The 21,785-nt window shown below is 46.6% G+C and carries 11 protein-coding genes; 7 read left to right on the top strand and 4 right to left on the bottom strand.

All coding sequences use genetic code 11. The features are described from left to right. Nucleotides 1-64: 64 nt before the first annotated feature. Nucleotides 65-2,917, top strand: coding sequence for a hybrid sensor histidine kinase/response regulator (locus ACZ5NB_RS13600; protein ID WP_460234483.1), 2,853 nt, complete (start codon nt 65-67; stop codon nt 2,915-2,917). A 153-nt stretch (nt 2,918-3,070) separates the two neighbouring features. Then, nucleotides 3,071-4,102 (top strand): hypothetical protein, encoded by a 1,032-nt coding sequence (locus ACZ5NB_RS13595; RefSeq protein ID WP_460234481.1) that lies wholly within the window; start codon nt 3,071-3,073, stop codon nt 4,100-4,102. Nucleotides 4,103-4,241: 139 nt separating this feature from the next. Here the strand turns inward: ACZ5NB_RS13595 and ACZ5NB_RS13590 are convergent, their stop codons facing one another. Beyond that, complete coding sequence (locus ACZ5NB_RS13590) at nt 4,242-5,777, bottom strand: carboxylesterase/lipase family protein (RefSeq protein WP_460234480.1); 1,536 nt, start codon at nt 5,775-5,777, stop codon at nt 4,242-4,244. Between the two features lie 552 nt (nt 5,778-6,329). On the opposite strand from ACZ5NB_RS13590, the gene ACZ5NB_RS13585 reads away from it, so the two are divergent. After that, on the top strand, nt 6,330-8,114 hold the full coding sequence (locus ACZ5NB_RS13585) for a peroxiredoxin family protein (RefSeq protein WP_460234479.1): 1,785 nt from the start codon (nt 6,330-6,332) through the stop codon (nt 8,112-8,114). Between the two features lie 143 nt (nt 8,115-8,257). On the opposite strand, the gene ACZ5NB_RS13580 is transcribed toward ACZ5NB_RS13585, so the two are convergent. Next, nucleotides 8,258-9,073 (bottom strand): IclR family transcriptional regulator, encoded by an 816-nt coding sequence (locus ACZ5NB_RS13580; protein WP_464107560.1) that lies wholly within the window; start codon nt 9,071-9,073, stop codon nt 8,258-8,260. A 304-nt stretch (nt 9,074-9,377) separates the two neighbouring features. Between ACZ5NB_RS13580 and ACZ5NB_RS13575 the strand changes: the two genes are divergently transcribed. From ACZ5NB_RS13575 to ACZ5NB_RS13565, 3 genes are all read left to right on the top strand, one after another. Continuing rightward, nucleotides 9,378-10,892: a hypothetical protein gene (locus ACZ5NB_RS13575; protein WP_460239729.1), complete on the top strand. Its 1,515-nt coding sequence runs from the start codon at nt 9,378-9,380 to the stop codon at nt 10,890-10,892. Next, the gene (locus tag ACZ5NB_RS13570) at nt 10,879-12,270 is read left to right on the top strand and encodes a hypothetical protein (protein WP_460239728.1); all 1,392 of its coding nucleotides are present in this window, start codon (nt 10,879-10,881) and stop codon (nt 12,268-12,270) included. Before ACZ5NB_RS13575 ends, ACZ5NB_RS13570 begins: the two co-directional genes overlap by 14 nt. 158 nt (nt 12,271-12,428) lie before the next feature. After that, nucleotides 12,429-15,245 (top strand): hypothetical protein, encoded by a 2,817-nt coding sequence (locus ACZ5NB_RS13565; RefSeq protein ID WP_460239727.1) that lies wholly within the window; start codon nt 12,429-12,431, stop codon nt 15,243-15,245. 71 nt (nt 15,246-15,316) lie between these two features. Here ACZ5NB_RS13565 and ACZ5NB_RS13560 read toward each other — a convergent pair whose 3' ends face one another. After that, entirely contained in the window at nt 15,317-16,324 is a 1,008-nt protein-coding gene (locus tag ACZ5NB_RS13560; RefSeq protein ID WP_460239726.1) for a hypothetical protein, read from the bottom strand. A gap of 397 nt (nt 16,325-16,721) precedes the next feature. Here ACZ5NB_RS13560 and ACZ5NB_RS13555 point away from each other — a divergent pair, with 397 nt between their 5' ends. Next, entirely contained in the window at nt 16,722-17,555 is an 834-nt protein-coding gene (locus tag ACZ5NB_RS13555) for an alpha/beta hydrolase family protein (RefSeq protein WP_460239725.1), read from the top strand. 65 nt (nt 17,556-17,620) lie between these two features. On the opposite strand, the gene ACZ5NB_RS13550 is transcribed toward ACZ5NB_RS13555, so the two are convergent. Beyond that, complete coding sequence (locus ACZ5NB_RS13550) at nt 17,621-21,772, bottom strand: PAS domain-containing protein (RefSeq protein WP_464107559.1); 4,152 nt, start codon at nt 21,770-21,772, stop codon at nt 17,621-17,623. Nucleotides 21,773-21,785 lie beyond the last annotated feature (13 nt).

Here is a 21,785-nt window from a genome sequence, read left to right as displayed (position 1 = left end):
TGCATCTACACTTAATGCTAAGAACACGAAAAGATTTTGATTAAAAACGCGGAAAGTTTATAACGTGAAGTGTATAAGGGCGGTCAATGGCCGTCTTCCGAAAAAGGCTGCTGCCATAGTGCTGTGGGCGTTGCTGCCATTGTTATCAGTGGGGGGACTTACTTCTGCCGCGGAAGAGTCTGACACCTTAGATAGAGTTGTTTATATTGAATCACCTACCTATAAACAATTAGCGACGGCTTTACATTTCTTTCCCGCGCAAAATATGGGTTGGCAGGAGGTCGCTAGCTTACCGCTAAGCCAGGGGCGTCAGGCGGCTACATTTTTTATTTCCGCCGATCAATACAAATTGCCAGTATGGATGCGGTTTGATATTGCAACTGGTTCCATTGCGGCAGAAGATAAATGGCTATTTGGGTTAGGCAGTGGGTTTCCTGGTGACGTTGAGGTTTTTCTGGTATCAGAGGGAGATCTACTCGAACACTACAAGATTTCGTCAGACGATAAGTTTTCGAGTTGGCCTCACCCGAATAGGTTCGCTCATTTCCCCTTATCTCTGCCATCAAATACAACATTGCAAGTCCTCACAAAAATTGAGTACGCCCCAGTTCCTCATTACACGCCAACGATTACAACTCAAAAGATTCTTGATTCTATTGATTTGACTTGGCGGGGATGGGGAGGTTTTTCGCTTGGATTTCTATTTGCATTGGCAGCCTATCATTTGTTCTTATCTTTTTCGATTCGAGATCGAGCCTATCTCTATTACGGACTACAAATGTTGGGTTCTATGTGTTGGTTTTTTTACCAGCAAGGCATCTCTTTTAAATATTTTTTACCGAACAACCCTTGGCTACAAGACCAAATCTCGTTGATTATTATCTACCTTCCAATACTGGCGGCTTATCCCTTCATGATCCACTTTTTGGGGCTGAATAGCCTTTCAACACGGTTGGTGAAAGTCTTATATGGTTTGAACGGTCTGTTGGTCGTGATGATCGTGTTGAAGCGGCTGATCCCAAGTTTTGATATTGGCATCATGTCTTTCTATGTCATATTCTCATTCTTAGTGTTTATAGGAGTTGGATTTTACGCCTTACACCGAGGTGTGGTACATGCCAAATATTATCTTATTGCGTGGAGCGTATACGGATTCTCCGCCATTAATATGATGATGTATGTGGCAGGGCTACCTGCGCCTATTGAGGAGAATGGTTACTTGCTCCAATCGGCTTCGTTCTATTTTCAAGCGTTATTTCTGGCATTTGCATTGGCGCATAGAATTCGAAAAATGCGTGAATCGAAATTGCAAGCAGAATCTGACAATAAAGCAAAGAGCGAATTCTTGGCGAGGATGAGCCACGAAATTCGAACGCCATTGAGCGGCGTTCTAGGTATGGCGGAATTACTCGCTGACCGCCTCAAAGATAAGACAAGTTTGTATTATGTCAATATCATTCGATCTTCCGGTTCGTCATTATTAACCATTATCAATGATATCCTCGATTATTCGAAGTTTTCTTCGGGGAAAATTGAGTTAGAAAAAATTCCTTTTAATATTCAACGTCTAGCCGTTGATAGTCTCGATGTTTTTAAAGTTAATGCCGCGGATAAAGGGATAGAATTAATTGCAGATATAGACCTGGAGTTGCCATCAATACTTATTGGTGACCCAACACGCGTTAAACAAGTCATGCTAAATTTTATTAGCAATGCGGTGAAATTTACCGAGCAAGGTCAAATAGTTTTGAAGGTCAGCAAGGATTCACAGTCGGAGGGCCTCATTCGGATAGCCGTCATTGATTCTGGTCCAGGCATCCCCGCAGCTTCTCAAGCTAAACTGTTTGATGCGTTCTCACAAGCTAGCAATGCCACAGCACGTATACATGGAGGTACCGGGTTGGGCCTGTCGATCTGCAAACAACTTGCCGATGCCATGGGCGGCAACATCGGTGTGGAAAGCATACCGGGTAAAGGATCGACCTTCTGGGTTACCGCACAACTCGAGTACGGGAAGCAAAGCGTAACCAGTAGCCAAGGGCACCATGACTTAACGCTAGAGGGGAAACGTATTTTAGTGGTAGAAGATAACTATACGTTTTCGGAGCTGCTTGTTGTTCAAGCCGAAACATGGGGTATGGATGTCGAACGTGCAAAGGATGGCATTGAAGCGCTTGACATGTTGGAAGCCAGCTACGCAGCCGGTAAATCCTTTGATTTGATTAGTTTGGATCTGGTAATGCCGGGGATGGACGGTGTGGAAACCAGTAGCAAGATTAACCATGACGAACGATTTCGTGGAATCCCAAGAGTGTTGTTAACTTCTGCCATCAATTACCCGCCGCAAAACGAATTAGCCGCAGCTGGGATTAACAAAGTTATGGAGAAGCCAGCTTTACCAGGCGATCTGCAGCAAGCTTACAAATCTATACTGGCCCATACTGTATCCGGCAACAATGTCGCTTTCTTGGTAAATCAACCAGCAGATACAGATATTCCACAATTAACGATCTTGGTCGCGGAAGACAATCCAGTTAATCAAGTCGTTGTTCGAGGCATTTTGAAAAAGCTCAACCAGCAAGTCATTTTGGTTGAAGACGGGTTGCTAGCCGTTGATGCGCTAAAAAGTAACCCAGAGAAATTCGATTTGGTATTAATGGATTTTGATATGCCAAATATGGATGGCCCAACTGCCACAACCGAGATAAGGCGTTGGGAAAGAGAAGATAATTTGCCTCCAATCCCGATCGTTGCACTTACCGCTCATGCAGTGCGCTCTCACATAGACGCTTGCTTCGAGGCGGGTATGAATGAGTATCTCGCAAAGCCCATCGATATTGAAAAGCTCGAACAACTATTGAGAGCCTACCCTACTAAATATCCGCGCGCGAAGCCCTCGCCAGCCGCAACGAGTTAACCCTAGTGGTCCCGTGCGGCTCCAGCAACATAGTTCCTATGTATAGAATTGTTTAGCCGTTGATAAGATTATGCTCGTAGCGTTTCTCTCCGGGGATAGCTGTGGGAAAATCTAATCGAAAATAAATTTTCGGCTAAGTCCGGGGGATAATCTATGACGCATCGTAAGCTAGATATTAGACAGCGGGGGTTCTTATTGTTAGCGCTAGGTGCGCTGTGTGGCTTTTCTGCTGCACACGCAGCCGACGAGTACAAGGCGCCTCGCAATGCGCAAGGCCAGCCGGACATTGCGGGTATGTGGACCAACGAAACGTTAACTCGATTTCAACGTCCGCAACAATATGGTGATCGGTTAGTGCTAAGTGACGCTGAAGTGATGAAAATGGAGGGGGGAGCCGATAAGCGATATGAAGAGGCTAACAAACCCACCGACCCGAACGAGGGCGTTCCCAATGATGGCCGAACGGGTGGCTACAACCGCTTTTGGGTTGGTAACGTTAATAGAGTCATGCGCGTAGGCGGAGAGCCTCGCACATCGCTAATAACTTACCCGAAAAACGGTCGTATTCCTCCGAGAAAAGATGATGCTCCAGCGAAGAAAACAGATGGCTGGCACACGATCTTTTTTACCATTGATGTGGGCGACCTAGAATCCTACGAAACACGCTCGGCTGTAGAGCGCTGTATATTTTGGCCGTCGCAGGCAGGGGCTGTTTTGCACCAAGGTGCCTACAATGCAAACTACCAAATTGTGCAATCACCTGATCATGTAATGATTCTCGCTGAAACCATTCATGATGCGCGGATTATTCGTTTGAACGCCGAGCATTTACCAGAGTCAGCTATTACTCGGCCTTGGATGGGTGATTCTATTGGCTGGTACGAAGGTGATACGCTCGTTGTTGAGACAATAAATTACAGCCCTAAACAGTATTTTCATCATGCATCAGATCAGTTGAAAGTCACGGAACGTTTCACGCGTGCGGGGCCTGATCGTTTGCACTATGCGTTTCATGTTGAAGATCCGTTGGTGTGGGAAAAGCCTTGGGGTGGTGAATATGAATTCTATACATCCGCAGGGTGGTATGAATATGCTTGCCATGAAGGTAACTACGCGATGAAGCACGCGCTGGAAATCGGGCGTATGCAAGACAAGGGGCTGATCCCGAAAGACGACAGCCAGTAGTCGAATAGCGAATGCGGGAGTCAGGTGATTAAAGCGATCGCTTAACAGGCTCCTTTCATTGAGCGTTCCGCGCGTTCATAAAAAAGCCCCGGTCAAGCTAGCTTGTCCGGGGCTTTTTTTGTGGCTAGTGTCGGAAAGATTAGAATCGACTACCTGCACTTTCTGGAGGGGCTGTGTAAGAGTCTTGAATGCCTGTTTTTGCTGTTAACGGCATGCCAAGGTCAGCGTAATTGTTAGCGTCTTTAGTATACGCAGGCCAATCAATAATGCCTTCAACACTTGGGTTACCGGTTTTGGCAAACTGAGCCCAAACGGTTGCAAGTTGATCAGCCGCTTTCAAATCTTCTTCGTCGTGCTCAGGCACTTGTGCAGAGCAACCGCCACTGCGAGCGAGGAACTGAGTGGTGCGCGACGATAGGCCGATAGGCACTGCGCCAAACACATACGTTAGTTCAAGGCCATGGAATGCCACACACCCTTCTTCTTCTCGCCACTGCTTTGGCAGCTGTGTGAAGTTGTAGGTAAATGTTGGTGTCCCTGTGGCGCTGTGAAGATCAGCCATTAGCGGTACACTGGATTGCAAACTGCGCTCGCCTGCATTTGCTCCAACGATTAACGGCACTTGGTGTTGTTTGCCTTTCACGAAAATATCGCTGACCGGCTCAGGAATAACGTAGCCTTCAACAACAACACCGGCACGGAAGCCGACTTCTTCTTTCGCGCCTGCAGCAATAATGTCTTGCCAAGGCTTCGCGCGCAATTCTGCAAGTACGTTTTCACCTTCTTCAATACCTAATGCAGCAGCAAGTTTCTGCCCACGTTCTTCTGCTTTATCGAGTGGGGTAATGCGTTCGGGTGATACCAACGCGGATCCGCTTTGAACGATGGCGCGATGGAATAAACCTTTAGTTAATGGCGTCGCCATTTGTGAAATGGTTTTCGTCCCACCACCAGATTCACCAAAGATAGTGACGTTGTTGGGATTGCCGCCGAAGGATTTAATATTTTGCTGTACCCACTCCAACGAGGCTTTGAGGTCGAGTGTGCCGTAATTGCCGGACGAGCCGTTGGGATCTTCAGCAGTCAGTGCTGGATGTGAAAGGTAGCCAATAGGTCCGAGTCGGCTGTTAACCGTAACAACGACAACGCCTTTGCTGGGAAGCTTGGGGTGGTTATAGGTTGTTGAATTGCCGGTGCCTGAGGTTAAACCTCCGCCGTGGAAAAACACCATCACAGGGTGGTTTGCATTGGTTTTTTCTGCGGTTGTTACCACATTGAGGTATAAGCAGTCTTCACTGATCGGTCCGCCAGCACCCATGCTGCTTTCACCTTGCGGGCAACGATTCGGCCACACGGTACCGTCTCTTTCTCCGTCCCAGGCTTGGGGAGGTTGAGGCGCTTTCCAGCGGAGGTCGCCGGTTGGAGGAATGGCATAAGGAAGGCCTTTGTAGATACGTGCAGTTGCGCCAACTTCGGTCACGCTTTCACCGCGAACCGCACCGAGCGGCGTATTTACAACATCACCAATAGTGTTATCAACTGCAACGGTCGCCGGTGCACTTTGTGATTCGGGCGCAGCGGCTGAGGATGTCGAGGTGTCGGAACTTTCGCTGCAGGCGGTGAGACCGGTGGCAACAAGAAGACCACACATGAGCGGCATAAGGGATTTTGACATGATGTTCACCTGTATATTGGTAGTTATTATTGCAAGGTAATTATGTGTTTTGATATATACAGTACAATCGTATTGTAAAACCATGAAGGTTTCTAGGTGCTTTGCGATAACCGATTACAAAACTGCCGCACATCCTGCCCAATAAAGGGTTGTTAACACAGCTATGTCCCCCACTTTTGCAAAGAAGTGTGAATACTTCTCTCCCAGTCTTAATCGTTTTTATATAGCAACTCGCGAGTTCACCAATAGTTGAATGCCAAGGTTGATCAACAATGGTGGCGCATAAACATTAATGCTGATTGCGGCTACAACCGCATCAAGGAACGCATCAAGGCGGTGACCGTTAGCTAGGTACTATGTTGCCAAATGATGGTGAGTTGGAGAGCGTTAATTACGTTGAGTGCGGGAGATTCTCTTGAGGGATAGGTGAAAAATTATAGTGTAGTGTCGCCATACAAACTCGCCACTTTGCAGAGCGCTTTAACATACTTAACAGCCTCACCGGTAGCAATACATTAGAATTCGTAAAACACATGTTGTAGGAGAAATATTATGAGAAAGGCAAGTCGCTTTCTGTTTGCTTTACTCGTCACGCTGCCCGCGCTAATCATGTCTGGCTTTTTACAGGCGGCTCAGACTTTAGAAAAAGTCAGTGACTTTTCTTTGATTGATCATAACGGAAAAATTTTGGAATTAAGTCGCCAGCGGTTCAATAAAGCGCTTGTGATCTTTGCTCATGGAGATCAATGTGATTCAAGTTCGGCAGATCTCGCAGCGTTAAGGCGCGTGCGTGATAACTGGCAAGAGCGTGCCGTGAATGTTGTGATGATGAACTCTATCGCAAATGAGAGCCGAGAAGATATTATTAAAGCAGTTGAACGAAGTGATATCGAATTCCGTGTTCTCGATGATTCTTCTCAATTAGTTGCGGAAGCGCTAGGGTTAACGCAAGCCGGGCAGGTGGTGGTGGTTGATCCATCAACCAAGGCGATTCATTACAGAGGCCCTCTGGGTGCCACTGTTGAGCGCACGCTTGAAGATCTGTTGGCTGGTAAATCGAAAGCCACCGTAAACATAAACACTACTTCCGGTTGTGATATTGCGTTTCGAGCAAAACAAATGCATGAGCAAAAAGTGCCAGACTACTCCACTGTGATTGCGCCTCTCGTGGAAAAGAATTGCGCCTATTGTCATCGAGAGGGTGGTATTGGTCCTTTTGCTATGAATAGCCATATCATGTTGAAAGGTTTTGCGCCGATGATTAAAGAGGTGTTGCTGACTAAGCGCATGCCACCGATGCAAGTAGATCCGCATGTAAATAGTTTTACAAATGCAAACTATATGTCTGACCAAGAGCTGCAAACATTTGTGCATTGGATTGACGCCGGTGCGCCACGGGGCAAAGGCAAAGTTGATCCGCTGACAGCTATTGCACACGGTGATTTACGTGCATGGCAGTTGGGCGAGCCAGACCACATTGTGGTTGCGCCAGAACACGATATTCCGGCAACTGGCGTGTTGGATTATTACAACGAAGTGGTTGAGTTGAGTTTTGATGAAGATAAATGGGTTAAAGCCGTACAGTTTATTCCTGGCGACCCGGCTGTGCTGCATCATTTGTTGACCTACGTAGTTGCCCCCTCTGAAGAGTTTCAACCTGGTCGGCGGGTTGCGCAAGGAGTGGACATTGGTGAGGCAGCTGCCGTGCCGCAACCAGGTCGGAATGTGGCGAGTGGTCTCAATTCACGAAAGTTTTTAGAAGGCTACGCACCGGGTAAAGTGGATGCGATGGTGTTTCCAGAAAATACCGGCGTATTTGTGCCCAAAGGGCATAATCTCGCCATGCAGTTTCACTACACCACTAACGGAAAAGCGACAAAAGATAAAACAATACTGGGTATTTATTTTCATGACGAAAAAACCTTACCCGTTGATGAGTATTTGAATTTGGCTGTGGCGACACCATTTAAAATACCCGCAAACGCCATTGAGCATAATGTTGTAGCAAAGCATACTTTTGCTGAACCGATTACCTTATATGGTTTGCGTGCTCATATGCACTTTCGTGGCAGAGACATGAAGTTTAGTCTGGAATATCCCGAAGGTGAGTTAGTAGATGTGCTCAATGTGGCGGATTATAGTTATGCATGGCAGCCAACCTATCAGCTAGAAAAGCCGATGTATATTCCTGCCGGGGCTACCATGTATGTGACAGGCTCTTTCGATAATTCGCAATACAACCCAGCGAACCCTGATCCAAATAAAGAGGTGACATTTGGGCTGCAAAGTTGGGATGAAATGTATATCGGGTATCTATCCTATACAAAAGCAAAATGAATATATTCTGACACCGCCGTTGGCGATGTGGTGACAAAGGCTACGCAGTGACGAATTGCGTAGCCTTTTTTGTGCCCGATGTTTTACTGACATAGAGTGCTGAAACTGCTATAGCAAATTCACCGCGTCATGAGGAGGTAGCATTATCCGCCCAAGCTGTTGCTGATCTCAGTGCAGGTATTGAGGAGAGATGGAATAAGTGTGTCCATTTTATTCTCGGTGAATCGCTCTTTTGCTCCTGCAATAGCGATTGCCCCAGCGGGTTCTCGTGCCTCATTGAAAATGATACACGCGAGACTGTTGACGCCGCGCCGCCAAAAACTATATGACTTGGAATAACCGAGTTGTTGAATGTCTTTCGTCTGAGTAAGTAAATCACGCAGTTTGAGTTCGGGCTTGTATTGCTTTTGCTCACTGAATAACGAACGGATTCGCTGCTCGGCATTCTTCTGGTGCGCAGCAATGACCCGGCCAGACACGGTCATCAATAAAGGGGCGCGGGAACCAATCGTCGAGCTAGACCGGATAGGTTTGGTCGATGATATTTGATGAATGTATAGGGCATCACTTCCATCAGCGATAACCAGATTAATTGTTTCACCGGCTTCATCATATAAACGATGCATGTAAGGAATGGCGGTGTTGCGCAAGCGGTGGCGCGATAAAATTTTGGTCCCCAGTTCCCAAAGATAAAGCGTCGCATAATAGTTGCCGCTACTGTCTTGTGCGGCGTAACCTGCTTCGACTAGGGTTGCGAGCGTTCGGTGCATGTTGCTTTTGGGCACGCTAAACGCTGCGGCCATCGCTGATACACCCATCGGGGCGCGGAGGTCTACCAAATACTGAAGTACTTCAAGCCCTTTAAGTAAGGTGCTGTTGGTATTGGTGTTGGTATTGACGTTGCTGCTCTTGTCCTGCTGACTTAACGTTTGTTGAAAATCTACTGGGTCTTTGGTCATGGGAAATGCTCTGGGCACAAATAATTGCTTTGCGATTGACTCTATTTCAAACCAGTTTGCTCGACCTGGGGCTCCTCCGTGCCTAGCAAGTGTCCGTCTGTTGTGAGATTGCAATGTAAACCATTGGCTCAGCAGGGTGCAATACTATTTTTATAATACGGAACATGGTTGTGATTACTGGAACATTGGTCAATTTGTTTGCTGGTGTAGCTGGGCCAAGTGGGGTCTCTCTTCCCGGGCGAAACCTTGCCAGCCGGAGGTAGTCTGGGCTGTATTGGGTGGAGCGTTGCAATGTGCTGCTTACATGAAAACGTCACGGCAATTGGGGGTGATTAAGTCATCTATCTCCTATATCCCCTATTTGGGGGATACATTTTATTGGCTCCTCCACGCACAATTCGCGTTAACCGTAATACAGGGGCGAACTATGTGGAAGGGATTGTTGTGTGTCATTGTGCTGTGTGCGACGACTCAAGTACTGGCGAATACCCCTGTCTTAGGCGATCTAAATCATGGTTCTAGAAAAAATATAAGCTGCCCGCAAAATCAGCGTGTGACCGGCATAATGATCGTTTATGAACATAATGCCGTAGTGGGTGATCTGGCCGTGCGCTGCACACCCATAACTAGCGAGGGCAAATGGGGTGGCGGAGCTGGCTATACCGCCTTTGGCTATAACGCCCAAAACTATCAATGGCGGCAAAGCGCCTCCTGCCCCCGTGATACATTTGTGGGTAGTATAGGAGGGGTAACGGGCGCTACGCTCTTGGTCCTTCCCCCTGGAACGCCCAAAATTGAATCTATACGGCTGAGTTGTTACTCCGCAAAAGACAACGGCAAGCGTCATCGCTGGGAAAAAAATATACACGTTGCCGCCATCGAACCCGGTGGCAGAACCAGCCCTTCTACATTGGAAAAGCCTTTAAAAGACTGCGCGAACCAACGTATTACACGAGGTATTCGCGTCTCTAGTAGTCCCGCAGTGGGCGGTCGAATTGTGACTGGTTTACGTTTGCAATGTGCTTCCGGGACGCCTCGACCACCGTTTAACGGCACAGCCCCCACGCTTTTATCTCCCAACTTAGGCAGCGCAGATAAAGATCGTGTTGTCGGGGCGAAGCAGCGTTTTACATTTCGACGAGTCGGAAATGATGCGAGCTATAACGCGCAGTACCAGGTCTGCGTGCGCAGCGATAATTCCGGCCATTGCATGCTAGAGCAGTTACTCAGCCCAGGTAGCTCAGGGCAATTTGAGTTGAGTATACCCAGCGTTGCGGAAGGGCGAACGCTGAATTGGCGGGCTCGGACATGCAGTGCGGAGGTGTCTAGCCAGCTCTACTGTGGTCATTATTCACAACCGACTCCATTTTTTGTCATCCCCCGAGCCGCGACTCCGGCGCAGCCAATGGCGAATGCGCGTCAGTCAACGCGCACCGTCGTGTTTCGCTGGAGAGACCGAGCATCGGCGAATGCAGGCTATCAGCTCGTTATATGGAAATCCGGAGCCAGGGCTGATTACGTTTATGACAACCCAAAAGCTAACCCGCATAGTATTGGTAAAAGTATCAATGTGTTTGTCCAGCCTGGTACGACAAGCCAGCGTGTCGATGTCCCCGGTGATCTAGGGAATAGTGTCGAATGGGCGGTTTATGCCTGCGCGCTCGATGACAATAATCGACGCGTTTGTGCTCGATCACTGCGATCAGGGCGAGGCTTAAAATTGAGTGGTAGTAGCCAACAAGCGCCAGCAAAAAATATTCGTCAAACACCTTCTTCAACGAAAAAAATAACCAAGGGGATGATCGGTGTTAAAAAATAGCGTTGATGTGAAAATGGTGCTTTGCAATAAATTATTGGCGGTAGGTATTGCTCTTTTAGCAATAGTTTCTAGCCATCAAGTGTCAGCGAGCCAAACAGCGTCGATAGGAGGGTCCGGTGGCGTTCGGCAATTTTTTTATACCTGTCCGAAGTATCAACGCATTGCTGGAATGAAGGTAGGCTATACCGAACTTATCGATGACGTTAGCTTTCTATGTAAAACTATTTTCCATAACGGTAAACACCGCACAGGGCAGTTGCCGGGACCCAGTTCATGGACTGAACCTATGCGAGAACTTAGGTTGTCCCGATATCAAGAAACGGTCTATTGCCCGACGGATACCTATGTTACGGGGGTTTCAGGTAATACCTTTCATGTGGCTGGCGCTACAGGTTTCAGCAGTTTGAGCTTACATTGCTCAAGAGCTGATACTAACGGGCTTAGAATTGGCTCGGATACTGTTATTACCGTTTCGGCTGGCAATAATGGAAGAGGGCAACGAACTGGAACGAAAGTATGTGCCGATCGAAAAATTGCTCATCGAGTGTTTGGCCGGCGTGGTGTATTCACTGACAGTGTTGCGCTTCGTTGTATGTCTGGTACCAAACCTGCGGCGTTTAACAATGTGCTGCCCAAGCTAATGTTGCCCAGCGCTAACACTAATGATGAATTTAGATATGCGGATGTCAATCAAGCATTCAAATTTCGCTATCCTTCAAATACCGTCGTTGAGCGAGGGGCTGTAGAAAGTAGATTGTGTCTTTCTGCTGTGGAAAGCGGATCACGTTGCCTAAAGACGGGGCGTGCAGTACTTGTGGACGACACACTCATGACAGTTAATATCGAATTGCCCGATAGCTTGCAGGGAAAGATGGCGCAATGGACAGTAAAAAATTGTTCGTTGGATTACTGTGGCAGCACCAGTGCTGTGAAGACATTTTTTGTCTACCCCAATTCACCACAACTTATTAGTCCGGCAGATAATGCATCAAGTAACTCTCGTACAGTAAACTTCCGTTGGCAAAATAATAGTCAGGCAAATTCAGGTTACAGGCTTGTAGTAAAAAAGGCTGGGATAAGAAACGTCGTTAAATTTGATGATATCGCGGGGTTAGCATCCAACGATAGTCGCTATACTAAAGGAAAAGCTATTAGCTACTCTCTACAGTCAGGTGGCTCAAGCCAGTCGGTTACGATCCCGGTAGAGATGGGTAATGCGCTGGAGTGGCAGGTGTTTAGCTGTTCAAATTATCAAAAAATAGGTGTCAAATGTAATCCTGTTTCCCAGTCTAGGAAATTAACCATCACGCAAAAGAGGATTAATGTTTCCAAGCCGTCGACTCGTGCGAAGCCGCCATCAATGACTATTAAAAAGTAAGCTTAGTCGTCATCTATTGTCCTCGCGAAATTACGCCCATCATTGGGTTATCCCTTAAACAGGGGATAGCCCTCCAGTCTAGGTTCTTGCTACCTTAAACGTAACATCGAGGGTTACGTTTAGATTTTATAAATAGGCAATTAAAAGGAAGCAGGGCGATGAATGTACGCATTAGGGTGGCCACTTTTCGATTCATTATCATACCGTTGATACTATGCCTGAGCGCAAACATCGCCGCCGAGGTATCGATATCCAAGGTTGATCCGAGCCCTGTGATGCTGGAGTCAGGTAAAGCGATATCTATTCGTCTTCAGGGCGCCGAGATGAAAAAAATTCGTGGCGTCATGCTCTCCAAGGATGAGCAAGGGCGACAGCGAGTGAATGGTTTGAGGGGCCGCTATATAGGAAGTGATACCAATGGCAGGATTGCTATTAATCTATCGCCAGGCATCACAGCAGGAAAATATTTTATACAACTGACGGATGGCAGAAATGTATTGATACCGTTACCTGCTCCAGTCTCTGTGGTGTCAAATAGCTCAGCGGCCAACAGCGCCTCAACAAATTCTCGCCAGGTAAAACCCGGCAGTTCGGCAAGCTCGGCGTCAAAACCCCATAATCTACCACCTCAGGTTATTTCAGTAAAAACTCCAGCGGTTATCGAAGCTCAGAAGTCTTTTACGGTGCAGGTTGATACAAATGATGACACGGCGGTTACTGCACTCCTCGTAAAGTTTAACAACCGTGTAACGCGGATGAATGCTCGGCGACCACATAAAAAACAAACACAATTTCAGGTTCGATTTACGCCGCCTACTGCAGGAGCGTTTGAAATGGAAGTGACGGCGTTAGATGCAAAGCAGCTAAAAAGTACCGTAAAAAAAGTGGCCATCAACGTCGCTGGCGCATCTAACTCAAGATCAACACCTAAAGCCCAAACCTCAACGAACGTCTCAAAGGCGCCTGTCACTGCACCTGGTTCTAGTTCTTTACTGGTAGATAAAGAGCCACCTGTGATAAAAAATGTGCTGATTGTGGGGAGTATCTCGCCAGGTAAAGACTTTAGAGTCCAAGCCAGCGCTGAAGATAACATGTCAGTTAAGAAATTTGAGGTTACGTTTTTGGGTAAAACCTCGGTTGTCAGCGCCCATGGCAAAAAGCGTGAAACCGTACGAAATAATTACAAAGCGCCTGCTAGCGGTAAGCACACAATCGACGTCGTGGCGATCGACTCGAGTGGTCTGCGTAGTAAACCAAAGCAGGCAATGCTTGATATGGATATGATAATTGAAAAGCGTGAGCAGGCGGAAAAACAACGCGCCGCGGCTGACGCGAAAAGAGCTGAAGCGTTAGAAAAATCTAAACAGCGTGCAGCGGAACTGGCGGCTCGAGAGCAAGCGGCAACCGGGGGCAAACCGCTTAGTACTCGCAACTCCACGACGACTAAACCAAACACTGGTGATGCAGTCATTAAAAGCGCTGCAAAAACCACTCGACCTATTTCTAGGAACACGCGAATACCTAGCGCTACCCAAGAGCCAACTGAAACACTCGGTGGTAATAGCGGCGCTAGCATTTCACGTAGTTGTACACAAGGGTCTTATAGTACGACCATCAATCTCCAAAGCCCGTCTAACAACGCTTATGTTGATAATGGTTCTGAGTTTGTCTGGACGCGTAGCGAGCATGAGACATGCGGCACGGCGACGATAAAACGTTATCTGTTTTTGTTGCACGCTCAAAATCGCTCGCAAACGACCTGTAACCCCAGTAATTGCGTGTATCGTTACATAGAGATTGATGAGAACTATATTGGTAATGGCGTCACCAGTATGAGTGCACAGGACCTTGCGAAGCTTAATCAAATAGGTATTCAAGACGGAGATACCTTTACCTGGTCGATGCGTTATCGCTCGGAGTATTTTAACCAAGCAACAGACGGTGCGTGGCAGCAGCGAAGTTTAATCTTAGGGCAAGCTCCTGCCACTTCAGATCCGGGTACAGGCAATGGAAGCGCTGGCAATAATACAACTGGCGGTAGTAATCCGTGGCCTAATAAGCCGCGAGCGGTTCTACCAAACCCGGTCTATGTCATTGGTGGCCCTCGTGTGTGCTATGACGTCGAGTTAGAGCTGGCTCCAAACCGCGATCCAAATAAAACGATTGGTTTGTTTGTACATAAAGGTATGACGTCCAATTTAGGTATCGATTACGGCTGGGTTGATCCTGATCGTACGTCACAGGGAGGAGTGTCGGATTTAGCCGGATCAATAGAGGTGCTTCGTGGCGCGAATGGACAATTCACCAAAGAGGGAACCGGGAGTGTCATGTCTTCGTTGCGGTTTTGTATGGAAGAGCGGAGTTCGGTCGTTGCGGGGACTCGTTCTGTAAACTTTAGTATTGCGGACCGAGCTGTAGAGGCTTATACCGCCCAACAATATACTGATACAAGGCAATTACCCATTCAGGTCACAGCCCAAGCATCTAATCCATCTGCCAATACTGGAACACCGAGTGGAAATGAAAGTCCTGATGTGACGTTCAATGATATTCTCCCCGCGTTCCAGCATGCAAAATGTCAAAACTGTCATTCGGTGGCGGCAGATAATTTCGCCGTGGGTGGTGGTGCCGACGGTGTTGGATTGCCTTCGAATCATCCTGGGGTGAATTCGACCACCAACTGTATGGCTTGCCACAGTTCGTTCTTGACCAATGTTAATAATGTTGCGGAAATAGACTTAGATTGGCAGCCTGCATTTGCTAACCATGTATTTGCAGGGAAGTCCGCACCGCAGTTATGCGCTATGGGTAAAACCGGCGCAGGTGGTCACGATGCAGAGGAACACCTCACTGAAGATCGCCTCATTCTTTGGGCTATCTATAATGGGGCATGGAATGGTAGTGGTATGACAGCTGTAAACGCATGGAAAGACACTGTGCATACATGGGCGGATGCGGGTATGCCTTGTAACTAGTCCACCATGAATACAAGTTCCGCATAGTGTTAGCCTCATGTTCAATGACAACTACACTATGCGGAGCGTATCTATCGAGATACCTCTTCAGTCGCGCGAGCACCACTCAAAATATTAGTCATTGCATAGTTGCCTTCGTGGCATGCATATTCGTAGATGGGTTCATTGGTTTTATTGAATACCATTTTTGCGTGCCACGTTTCACTATAAATAGTTGGATCATCAACTGAAAATTCGTAATGAATTTGCGAATCAGAGACGCGTGTAAAACGTTCGGTGACTACCGCATTCGGTGAAATATAGAGTGATTGATTAAACCACGTTCGTAAACTTTCACCAGGGTTAAATTTTCGTGTTTCCACAACCAGCGTGTCGCCCTCCCAGCGTCCAATAGAATCACCGAACCATTGTGTCATCCCATTAGGTAAGGGTTCGCCCTGCATGCGGATGATGCGTGCGTCATGGTTCATTTCTACAAGTATCATAATTGAATTGGGTGTTTGTACAATTTGATAGTTGTTGTTGTACTGAACATTCAACATAGGTGGGCCTGCGGTAGAGCCAAAACCAATAATGCAGCGTTCGGCCATCGGCCGTGTTTCTGGGCCACTAAAATCATTGCGCACTTGGTATAAATTCTCGTCGAAAACTTTTTTCCCGGCTTCTGAATAAGGAAGTTGCCCATCTTCTTGATTAACCAACCACGTCGTGCGGTAGGCGCCATCTACGTACGCCAAGTTGTCACCTTGGTCGAGGTAAAACGAATTGTATCCGCCGACGTTCGATCCTTTGGGTGGGGGTGGCGCGTTAGGGTCTGTTGGTTTCAAACCCCGTGCTTGCCGGGCTGCAGTATTCTGCTCGATTGCGGCCGCCTCTTCTGCCGAGAGAATATTGTTTTTGTAGCGTGCCGAACGTTGTAAGTAGGTGAGACTGACATTTGTCCATGTGCCTTGGAAATCGGGTGAACCATGATTGAGTCGCGGTGCGGTGTAGGTATCCGCGTTGCTGCTACTTGATATAAAAGCTAGCGCGGTAATAGCCAAAATAAGTGTTGAGTAAGTCGTTTGGTAGGTAAACATTTTGGGAGGCCTGGTTATAAAGTCTGATGATTCATTGGGCTGTCATTGAAAAATAATTCTAATCTTAGGTGCCATGGTGAAAGAAGAGCAATGTACATTTCTTAGCAATTTCATTACGGCATTGAATTACTCAAGAATGCTAACTAGTTCCTTCAATTATGTCGGTTCGCCAGATTCATGAAAGATTTTCTCTGTTTCCCAAAGTAAACATTAAATGCGTGAACGCGAATAATCTTTTGCGTCTGCTGGAGGTGTATCAAAAGGATCTATGCTAATAATCAATCTAATAAGTGGCTCCGAATACGAAATCACTTTTTGAGCTAAGTACAGTTGTTTAGAAACATGATGTCGCGGTTTGACGTACTTGGAACACGGAGTCCAAAAATAAGAAGGTTGTATGAACAAAGTAACATTGTTATTGAGTAAAAAGTATTTTATAGCGGTTTGGTGTGTGATCGTGGCATTACTTTGGCTACCTATTCAGGGTAGTGCCTGCTGTGGAGATTTTCCTCCAGAAGGGCTGGAAGCGTTTGACAGGGTAGGGGCAAATGAAGTGGTTCGCCTAGATACTCCTGACCAGTGCGAGATTCTTCAACCTGGGGCAAGCAATCAACGTTACCCTGTTTTGCTGTGGTCTGGTGCGGCTGGCTTATCACAAGAAAGTTATGTCCAGGGGCTAACCCACATAGCGACCTATGGCTTCGTAGTAGCGATCGCCCCCACTATGTCAAACAGTAGGCCTGATCTCTTGCTCGCTTGCATTGATGAAGTCACTAACTACAGCGATCGTGCTGACTTATCACAAATTGCTGTTGCTGGGCATTCAATTGGTGCTAGTTCTGCAATCGGTGCGGGGATCGACTCTCGGGTAACAACGGTTCTCGCCGTTGAGCCTCTTCTAAATGAAGATAGTGGCCCTTTGCCGTCGTGGCATTCGACTCAACAAGGTCCTTTACTGCTTTTGCTCGGAGAAAGAGACTCAATTGCGACGATCGATATGAGTGAGCCGCTATTTGAGGATGCTAATGTTCCGGTGTTTTCGGTGGCAGACGCATATGCGACGCACTTTGAACCTTTTCGCGACTTAGGCGTGTTTAAGCCGATGATGACAGGGTGGTTGAGGTATGTATTTTATAACGACCAAAATGCCCGTGACTTGTTTGTGCTGCCCGAGAGAGTAATCTGCACCGAAAAAGATTTGTCGTGTGAAGTTAAAGGCGATTTTCAATAATTGCGCGGTAGATAATTGAGTCGGTCTCTAGCCCAGGCAACTGAACCCTGGGCTATTTTCTATTGTTAGCGCTTGTATCCGTGGGTGTCTGACACTGCTTTCGTAAATGCTAAGAGCGTTTGAAACAGTTCGTCGGGGTTAATAGGTTTGGTTATGAATTCATCCATTGTGGCTAATTTACAGCGCTCTCTATCTGAATTTAGGGCGTTTGCGGTTAGTGCGACAATCGGCGTCCTCACGTTTGTAGTGTTCTCGAATTCTCGTATTTTTTCAGTGGCGGTGATGCCGTCCATTATTGGCATCTGTATGTCCATGAACACGATGTCGAACTCATGGCGTTGATAAAGTGACAACGCTGCTTCTCCATTGACTGCTAGCGTCACGTCGCAGCCCATTTTTTCTAAAAGTCGAGAGGCTACCTTTTGATTAACCGCATTGTCTTCGACAAGTAGTACTTTTGCGTTGTTTTTTAAACGGGGCATGCCCGAGGTTTGATGCTGACAAATATCGCTACTTGTAACTGTATCTGCTGAAGTATTATCTTGGAGTAATGGTAAAAGCTCAGAGGTTTTGACGGGTTTCGTTATTTGAGCGAATGCTCCACAGGATACTAATTCTTCTTCAGTGAGTTTACTGTCGGGTGGTGTCACTAAAATAAGATGCAGACCGTTTTCAGGAAACTCTCTATTAATTTGCTGACACGTTTTTCGACCATCACTATCAGAGCCGTAAAGTTCAATAAGCGCGTGATCAAAAGGACGGTGGTTGCGTGTCGAATGTTGAATTTTAAGCAAGGCATCGGCTTCAGAGCTAGCGGTTTCGATAGAATAACCATATTGCGCGAGCTGATAGGTGGTGATCTGGCGGAACGTACTATTATCATCAACGATGAGAAGATGCTCTGGACGAGTAGGGTTTTCATTTGTCTGGGTTGGTGCAGGCGGTAACTTAAGCTCGAATGAAAATACAGAACCTTTACCCAGCTCGCTGTGGACATTGAGTTTGGAATCCATTAACTCCAATAGCCGCTGAACAATCGATAAGCCAAGTCCTGTCCCACCGAAGCCTCGTGTATCGGACCAATCCTCTTGGACAAAGGGTTTACATAGAGTTGTTAGTGCCTCCGGCCTGATGCCTATGCCTGTATCGCATACTTCAAAATGCACAATATCTGAAGCATTGCGTTTATCACCTGGATAAACGTTGATAACTACCTCACCCTGCTTGGTAAACTTGATTGCGTTGGCAACAAGGTTTAGCAAGCATTGCTTAATTTTTTCTCCGCTCCCAATGACGTTTGTCGGTAACTCGGGTGAAACGTTTACGATCAGTTCGAGGCCTTGGTTTGAGGCATTGAGTGGTAAGACAGTGCCTAAGTCCTCAGATAAGCGTCTGAGATTAAACGCGGTGTTTTCTATCTCTACATGATCGTCACTGAGTTTTGAGAAATCTAAGATATCACTGATGATATCCAAAAGAGATTCTACGCCGTTACTAATGGTGTTGACGTACTCTCGTTGTGTCGGCGTCAGTGCTGTGTTTTTAAGCAAGCTGGACATGCCGGTAATTCCATTCATAGGTGTTCGGATTTCGTGGCTAACATTAGCGAGAAACGCCGATGTGGTTTTGCTTGCCGCTTCGGCGGCGTTGGCAGCCAGTGTCACCTTAATAAGTTCTTCTCGGGCTGTGTGAGCAGCGGTGACATCCTGAAAAGAGCCGGAGAGGCGGGTAACATGGTTATTGTGATCGCGCTCAGAGTTCGCGCGAATGTGATACCAAATGTAGCTGCCGTTACGGTGTTTAACCCGTATCTCGATGTCAAAGGCTTTGTTGTGGCGAAAATGTTCTGCAGTGATACGATTAACAGCGTCTACATCATCAGGATGGATCAATGATTCAGCAAACCCTGGTGTCTCCAATTGTTTCGCGGGATAACCGAGCATGGCTGAGAGACGAGGGGAGCACCAAATAGTATCGTTAGCAAAATCGAATTCATACAAACCGTCCTGTGTCCCATTGATTGCACGTTCAAAACGTTGCTGCGTTTGATAAAGAACATCTTCGTTGAGTTTTTGCTGGTGAATGTCCTGAATTGAACCAGCCACTCTAATAGGATCTCCTTGCTGATTTCGCTCTGCCATCCCTCGTAATCGAAACCAACGGTTTTCTTGGTTCGCTCGAATTAGTCTTACCTTGATATCGAGAGGCGTATTGCCGTAGAGGTGACTTTGGAGCGCGATCTCATAGGTTGAGTAATCATCTGTGTAAAGCAGTTGTTTAAAGAAATCGCCTTGTGTATCGAATACGTCTTTGTTGTAACCGAGTAACGTATAAAAGCTTGAAGAGCACCAGGCGGATTGATCCAATAAGTTTCGCTCCCAGTGACCCTCAGAACTGGAAATAGATGCCCGTTCTAATCGGCGTTTAACCTGGTCTAGTAGCTGAGTTTGTGCGTAGAGCTTATTTGCACTATTGACTTCACTAGAGACATCCCAGCCTGCACCAATCAGTTTTTCCACCACCCCATCATTGTCTAGAAAAATCTTGCAGAATATTTGCATATGGCGAAGTTCGCCATCATTGTTGTAGTATCTGTATCGGTACGAAATTGAGTCGATCGATTCGCTTAGTGCCTTGTTGATGTTGTTGATGAGTAAATTCTGGTCATCCGGGTGAACACGTTTTTGAAATTCATTCAATGATTGCTCTTTTCCGCTGCTACCTTTTAACCCATCAATAGAGTTTTCTATCCAATCGAACCGCCGTGTTCGCATGTCTAATTCGAATGCAGCTATGCCGGCTGTTTGGATCGATAGCTTCAACCTTTGGCGTAGCGTCTCAGCTGCATGAGTTTGCTTCTCAAGGCGCTGATTCATATTGATATATTCTGTAATGTCAGCGACGACGCCGACTAGCTTTAATGCAACCCCTTTTTCATTTCGTAGAATTCTCACGTGGCTTTTAGCGTGTATAGTGGTTCCATCGATGTTTTCTAGTTCATATTGGAAGTCGTAGTAATCTAAGCCATTTATTATGGCTTTCTTTCGCACATCAATAATGCGCGATCGAACCTCAGGCTTAACCGAGTTGATGAGAAATGTGCTGTACTCTTCATCTGTTAAGTGGTTTAGCTTGTTAGATATTTTTGCGCCTAGCCAGCTATAACTTTTCGTGTTGAGATCAAATTCCCAGGGTGAAAAATTGGAGGCGCGAGTCGCAACGTCTAAGCGTTGAGAAAGTGTTTGTTCTTTTTTAATTTGTTCTTGTAATGTGTTTTCCCTTAATACTTTATCCGTTTCATCCCAACCTACACCGAGTACTCGAAAATCTTCAATGGATGTTCCAGATAGTATTCGTATGCACCCTTTAAAGTGAATAACATTGCCGTCTTTACCTCTGTAGCGCTGGGTTACGGTATAGGTATCCTTTCCTGATTGGTATGCTTCGGTTGGAGAGTCATAAAAGATATGCCTGTCTTCAGGGAGAGCTATTTTGTAAATCGCTTTGTGAAAGCTTTCTAGCGGGACATCATCTAGACCAAAGTTCTTAATTGGGTTAATTAACCAGGTATAGCGTCCGGCGCTATAATCGAACTCCCAGACATGTAAGCTGGCGGATTTTACTGCGACCTCGAATCGAGCCGCCATGGCTTTTAGACGCTGCTCCTTCTCAACTTCTTCAGTTACGTCCCAGCTAATACCTATGATATGGGTGGCTTGTCCTGTTTCGTTGCGGAGAACATTGAAGTAGCTTTGTATATATTGTTTATCTTTGTGGGGGTTGGTTGTACGATGGCGTATTTCATACCTATTTTGACCGTTAGTGTTTTTTACAACCTTTCTAACGAGCGCGCGTGCGCGTGGTAGATCTTCAACATGAGCAGTGTCGCTGATGTCTAAGTTTTCTATGGGCGAAATACCATAGAGTTCCCAGAAAAATGCATCAGAGAAAAATTCACCGGTCTCAACGTTGCTACTCCAAACGCTTATGTGTGCCGATTGTTTAACGAGGGTGAGTAGCTCTTTAAAGTATTCTTCCTGGTTTTGTGTGTGCAGTATGTCTCGTGGTAATGCATAGCTTTTATCGGCTGGAGAAAACACTTTGTGAACTATAAAAGCTATCAGAATGCCAACGCCCACTAGGCCAAGACATACGGCTATCAACTCAATGGGTGACAGCGTAATCATTAACTCGCTTGATGGCGATTCTTGGATCATGCAATCAATAGTC

The sequence above is a fragment of the Aurantivibrio plasticivorans genome, from assembly GCF_055392955.1.
This window is presented reverse-complemented; position numbering and strand designations above follow the sequence as displayed.

Excerpts from the sequence above, each read along its gene's own strand:
- ACZ5NB_RS13595 (WP_460234481.1), top strand. The coding sequence starts at position 3,071 with ATGACGCATCGTAAGCTAGATATTAGACAGCGGGGGTTCTTATTGTTA.
- ACZ5NB_RS13590 (WP_460234480.1), bottom strand. The coding sequence starts at position 5,777 with ATGTCAAAATCCCTTATGCCGCTCATGTGTGGTCTTCTTGTTGCCACC.
- ACZ5NB_RS13585 (WP_460234479.1), top strand. The coding sequence starts at position 6,330 with ATGAGAAAGGCAAGTCGCTTTCTGTTTGCTTTACTCGTCACGCTGCCC.
- ACZ5NB_RS13580 (WP_464107560.1), bottom strand. The coding sequence starts at position 9,073 with ATGACCAAAGACCCAGTAGATTTTCAACAAACGTTAAGTCAGCAGGAC.
- ACZ5NB_RS13575 (WP_460239729.1), top strand. The coding sequence starts at position 9,378 with ATGAAAACGTCACGGCAATTGGGGGTGATTAAGTCATCTATCTCCTAT.
- ACZ5NB_RS13565 (WP_460239727.1), top strand. The coding sequence starts at position 12,429 with ATGAATGTACGCATTAGGGTGGCCACTTTTCGATTCATTATCATACCG.
- ACZ5NB_RS13560 (WP_460239726.1), bottom strand. The coding sequence starts at position 16,324 with ATGTTTACCTACCAAACGACTTACTCAACACTTATTTTGGCTATTACC.
- ACZ5NB_RS13555 (WP_460239725.1), top strand. The coding sequence starts at position 16,722 with ATGAACAAAGTAACATTGTTATTGAGTAAAAAGTATTTTATAGCGGTT.
- ACZ5NB_RS13550 (WP_464107559.1), bottom strand. The coding sequence starts at position 21,772 with ATGATCCAAGAATCGCCATCAAGCGAGTTAATGATTACGCTGTCACCC.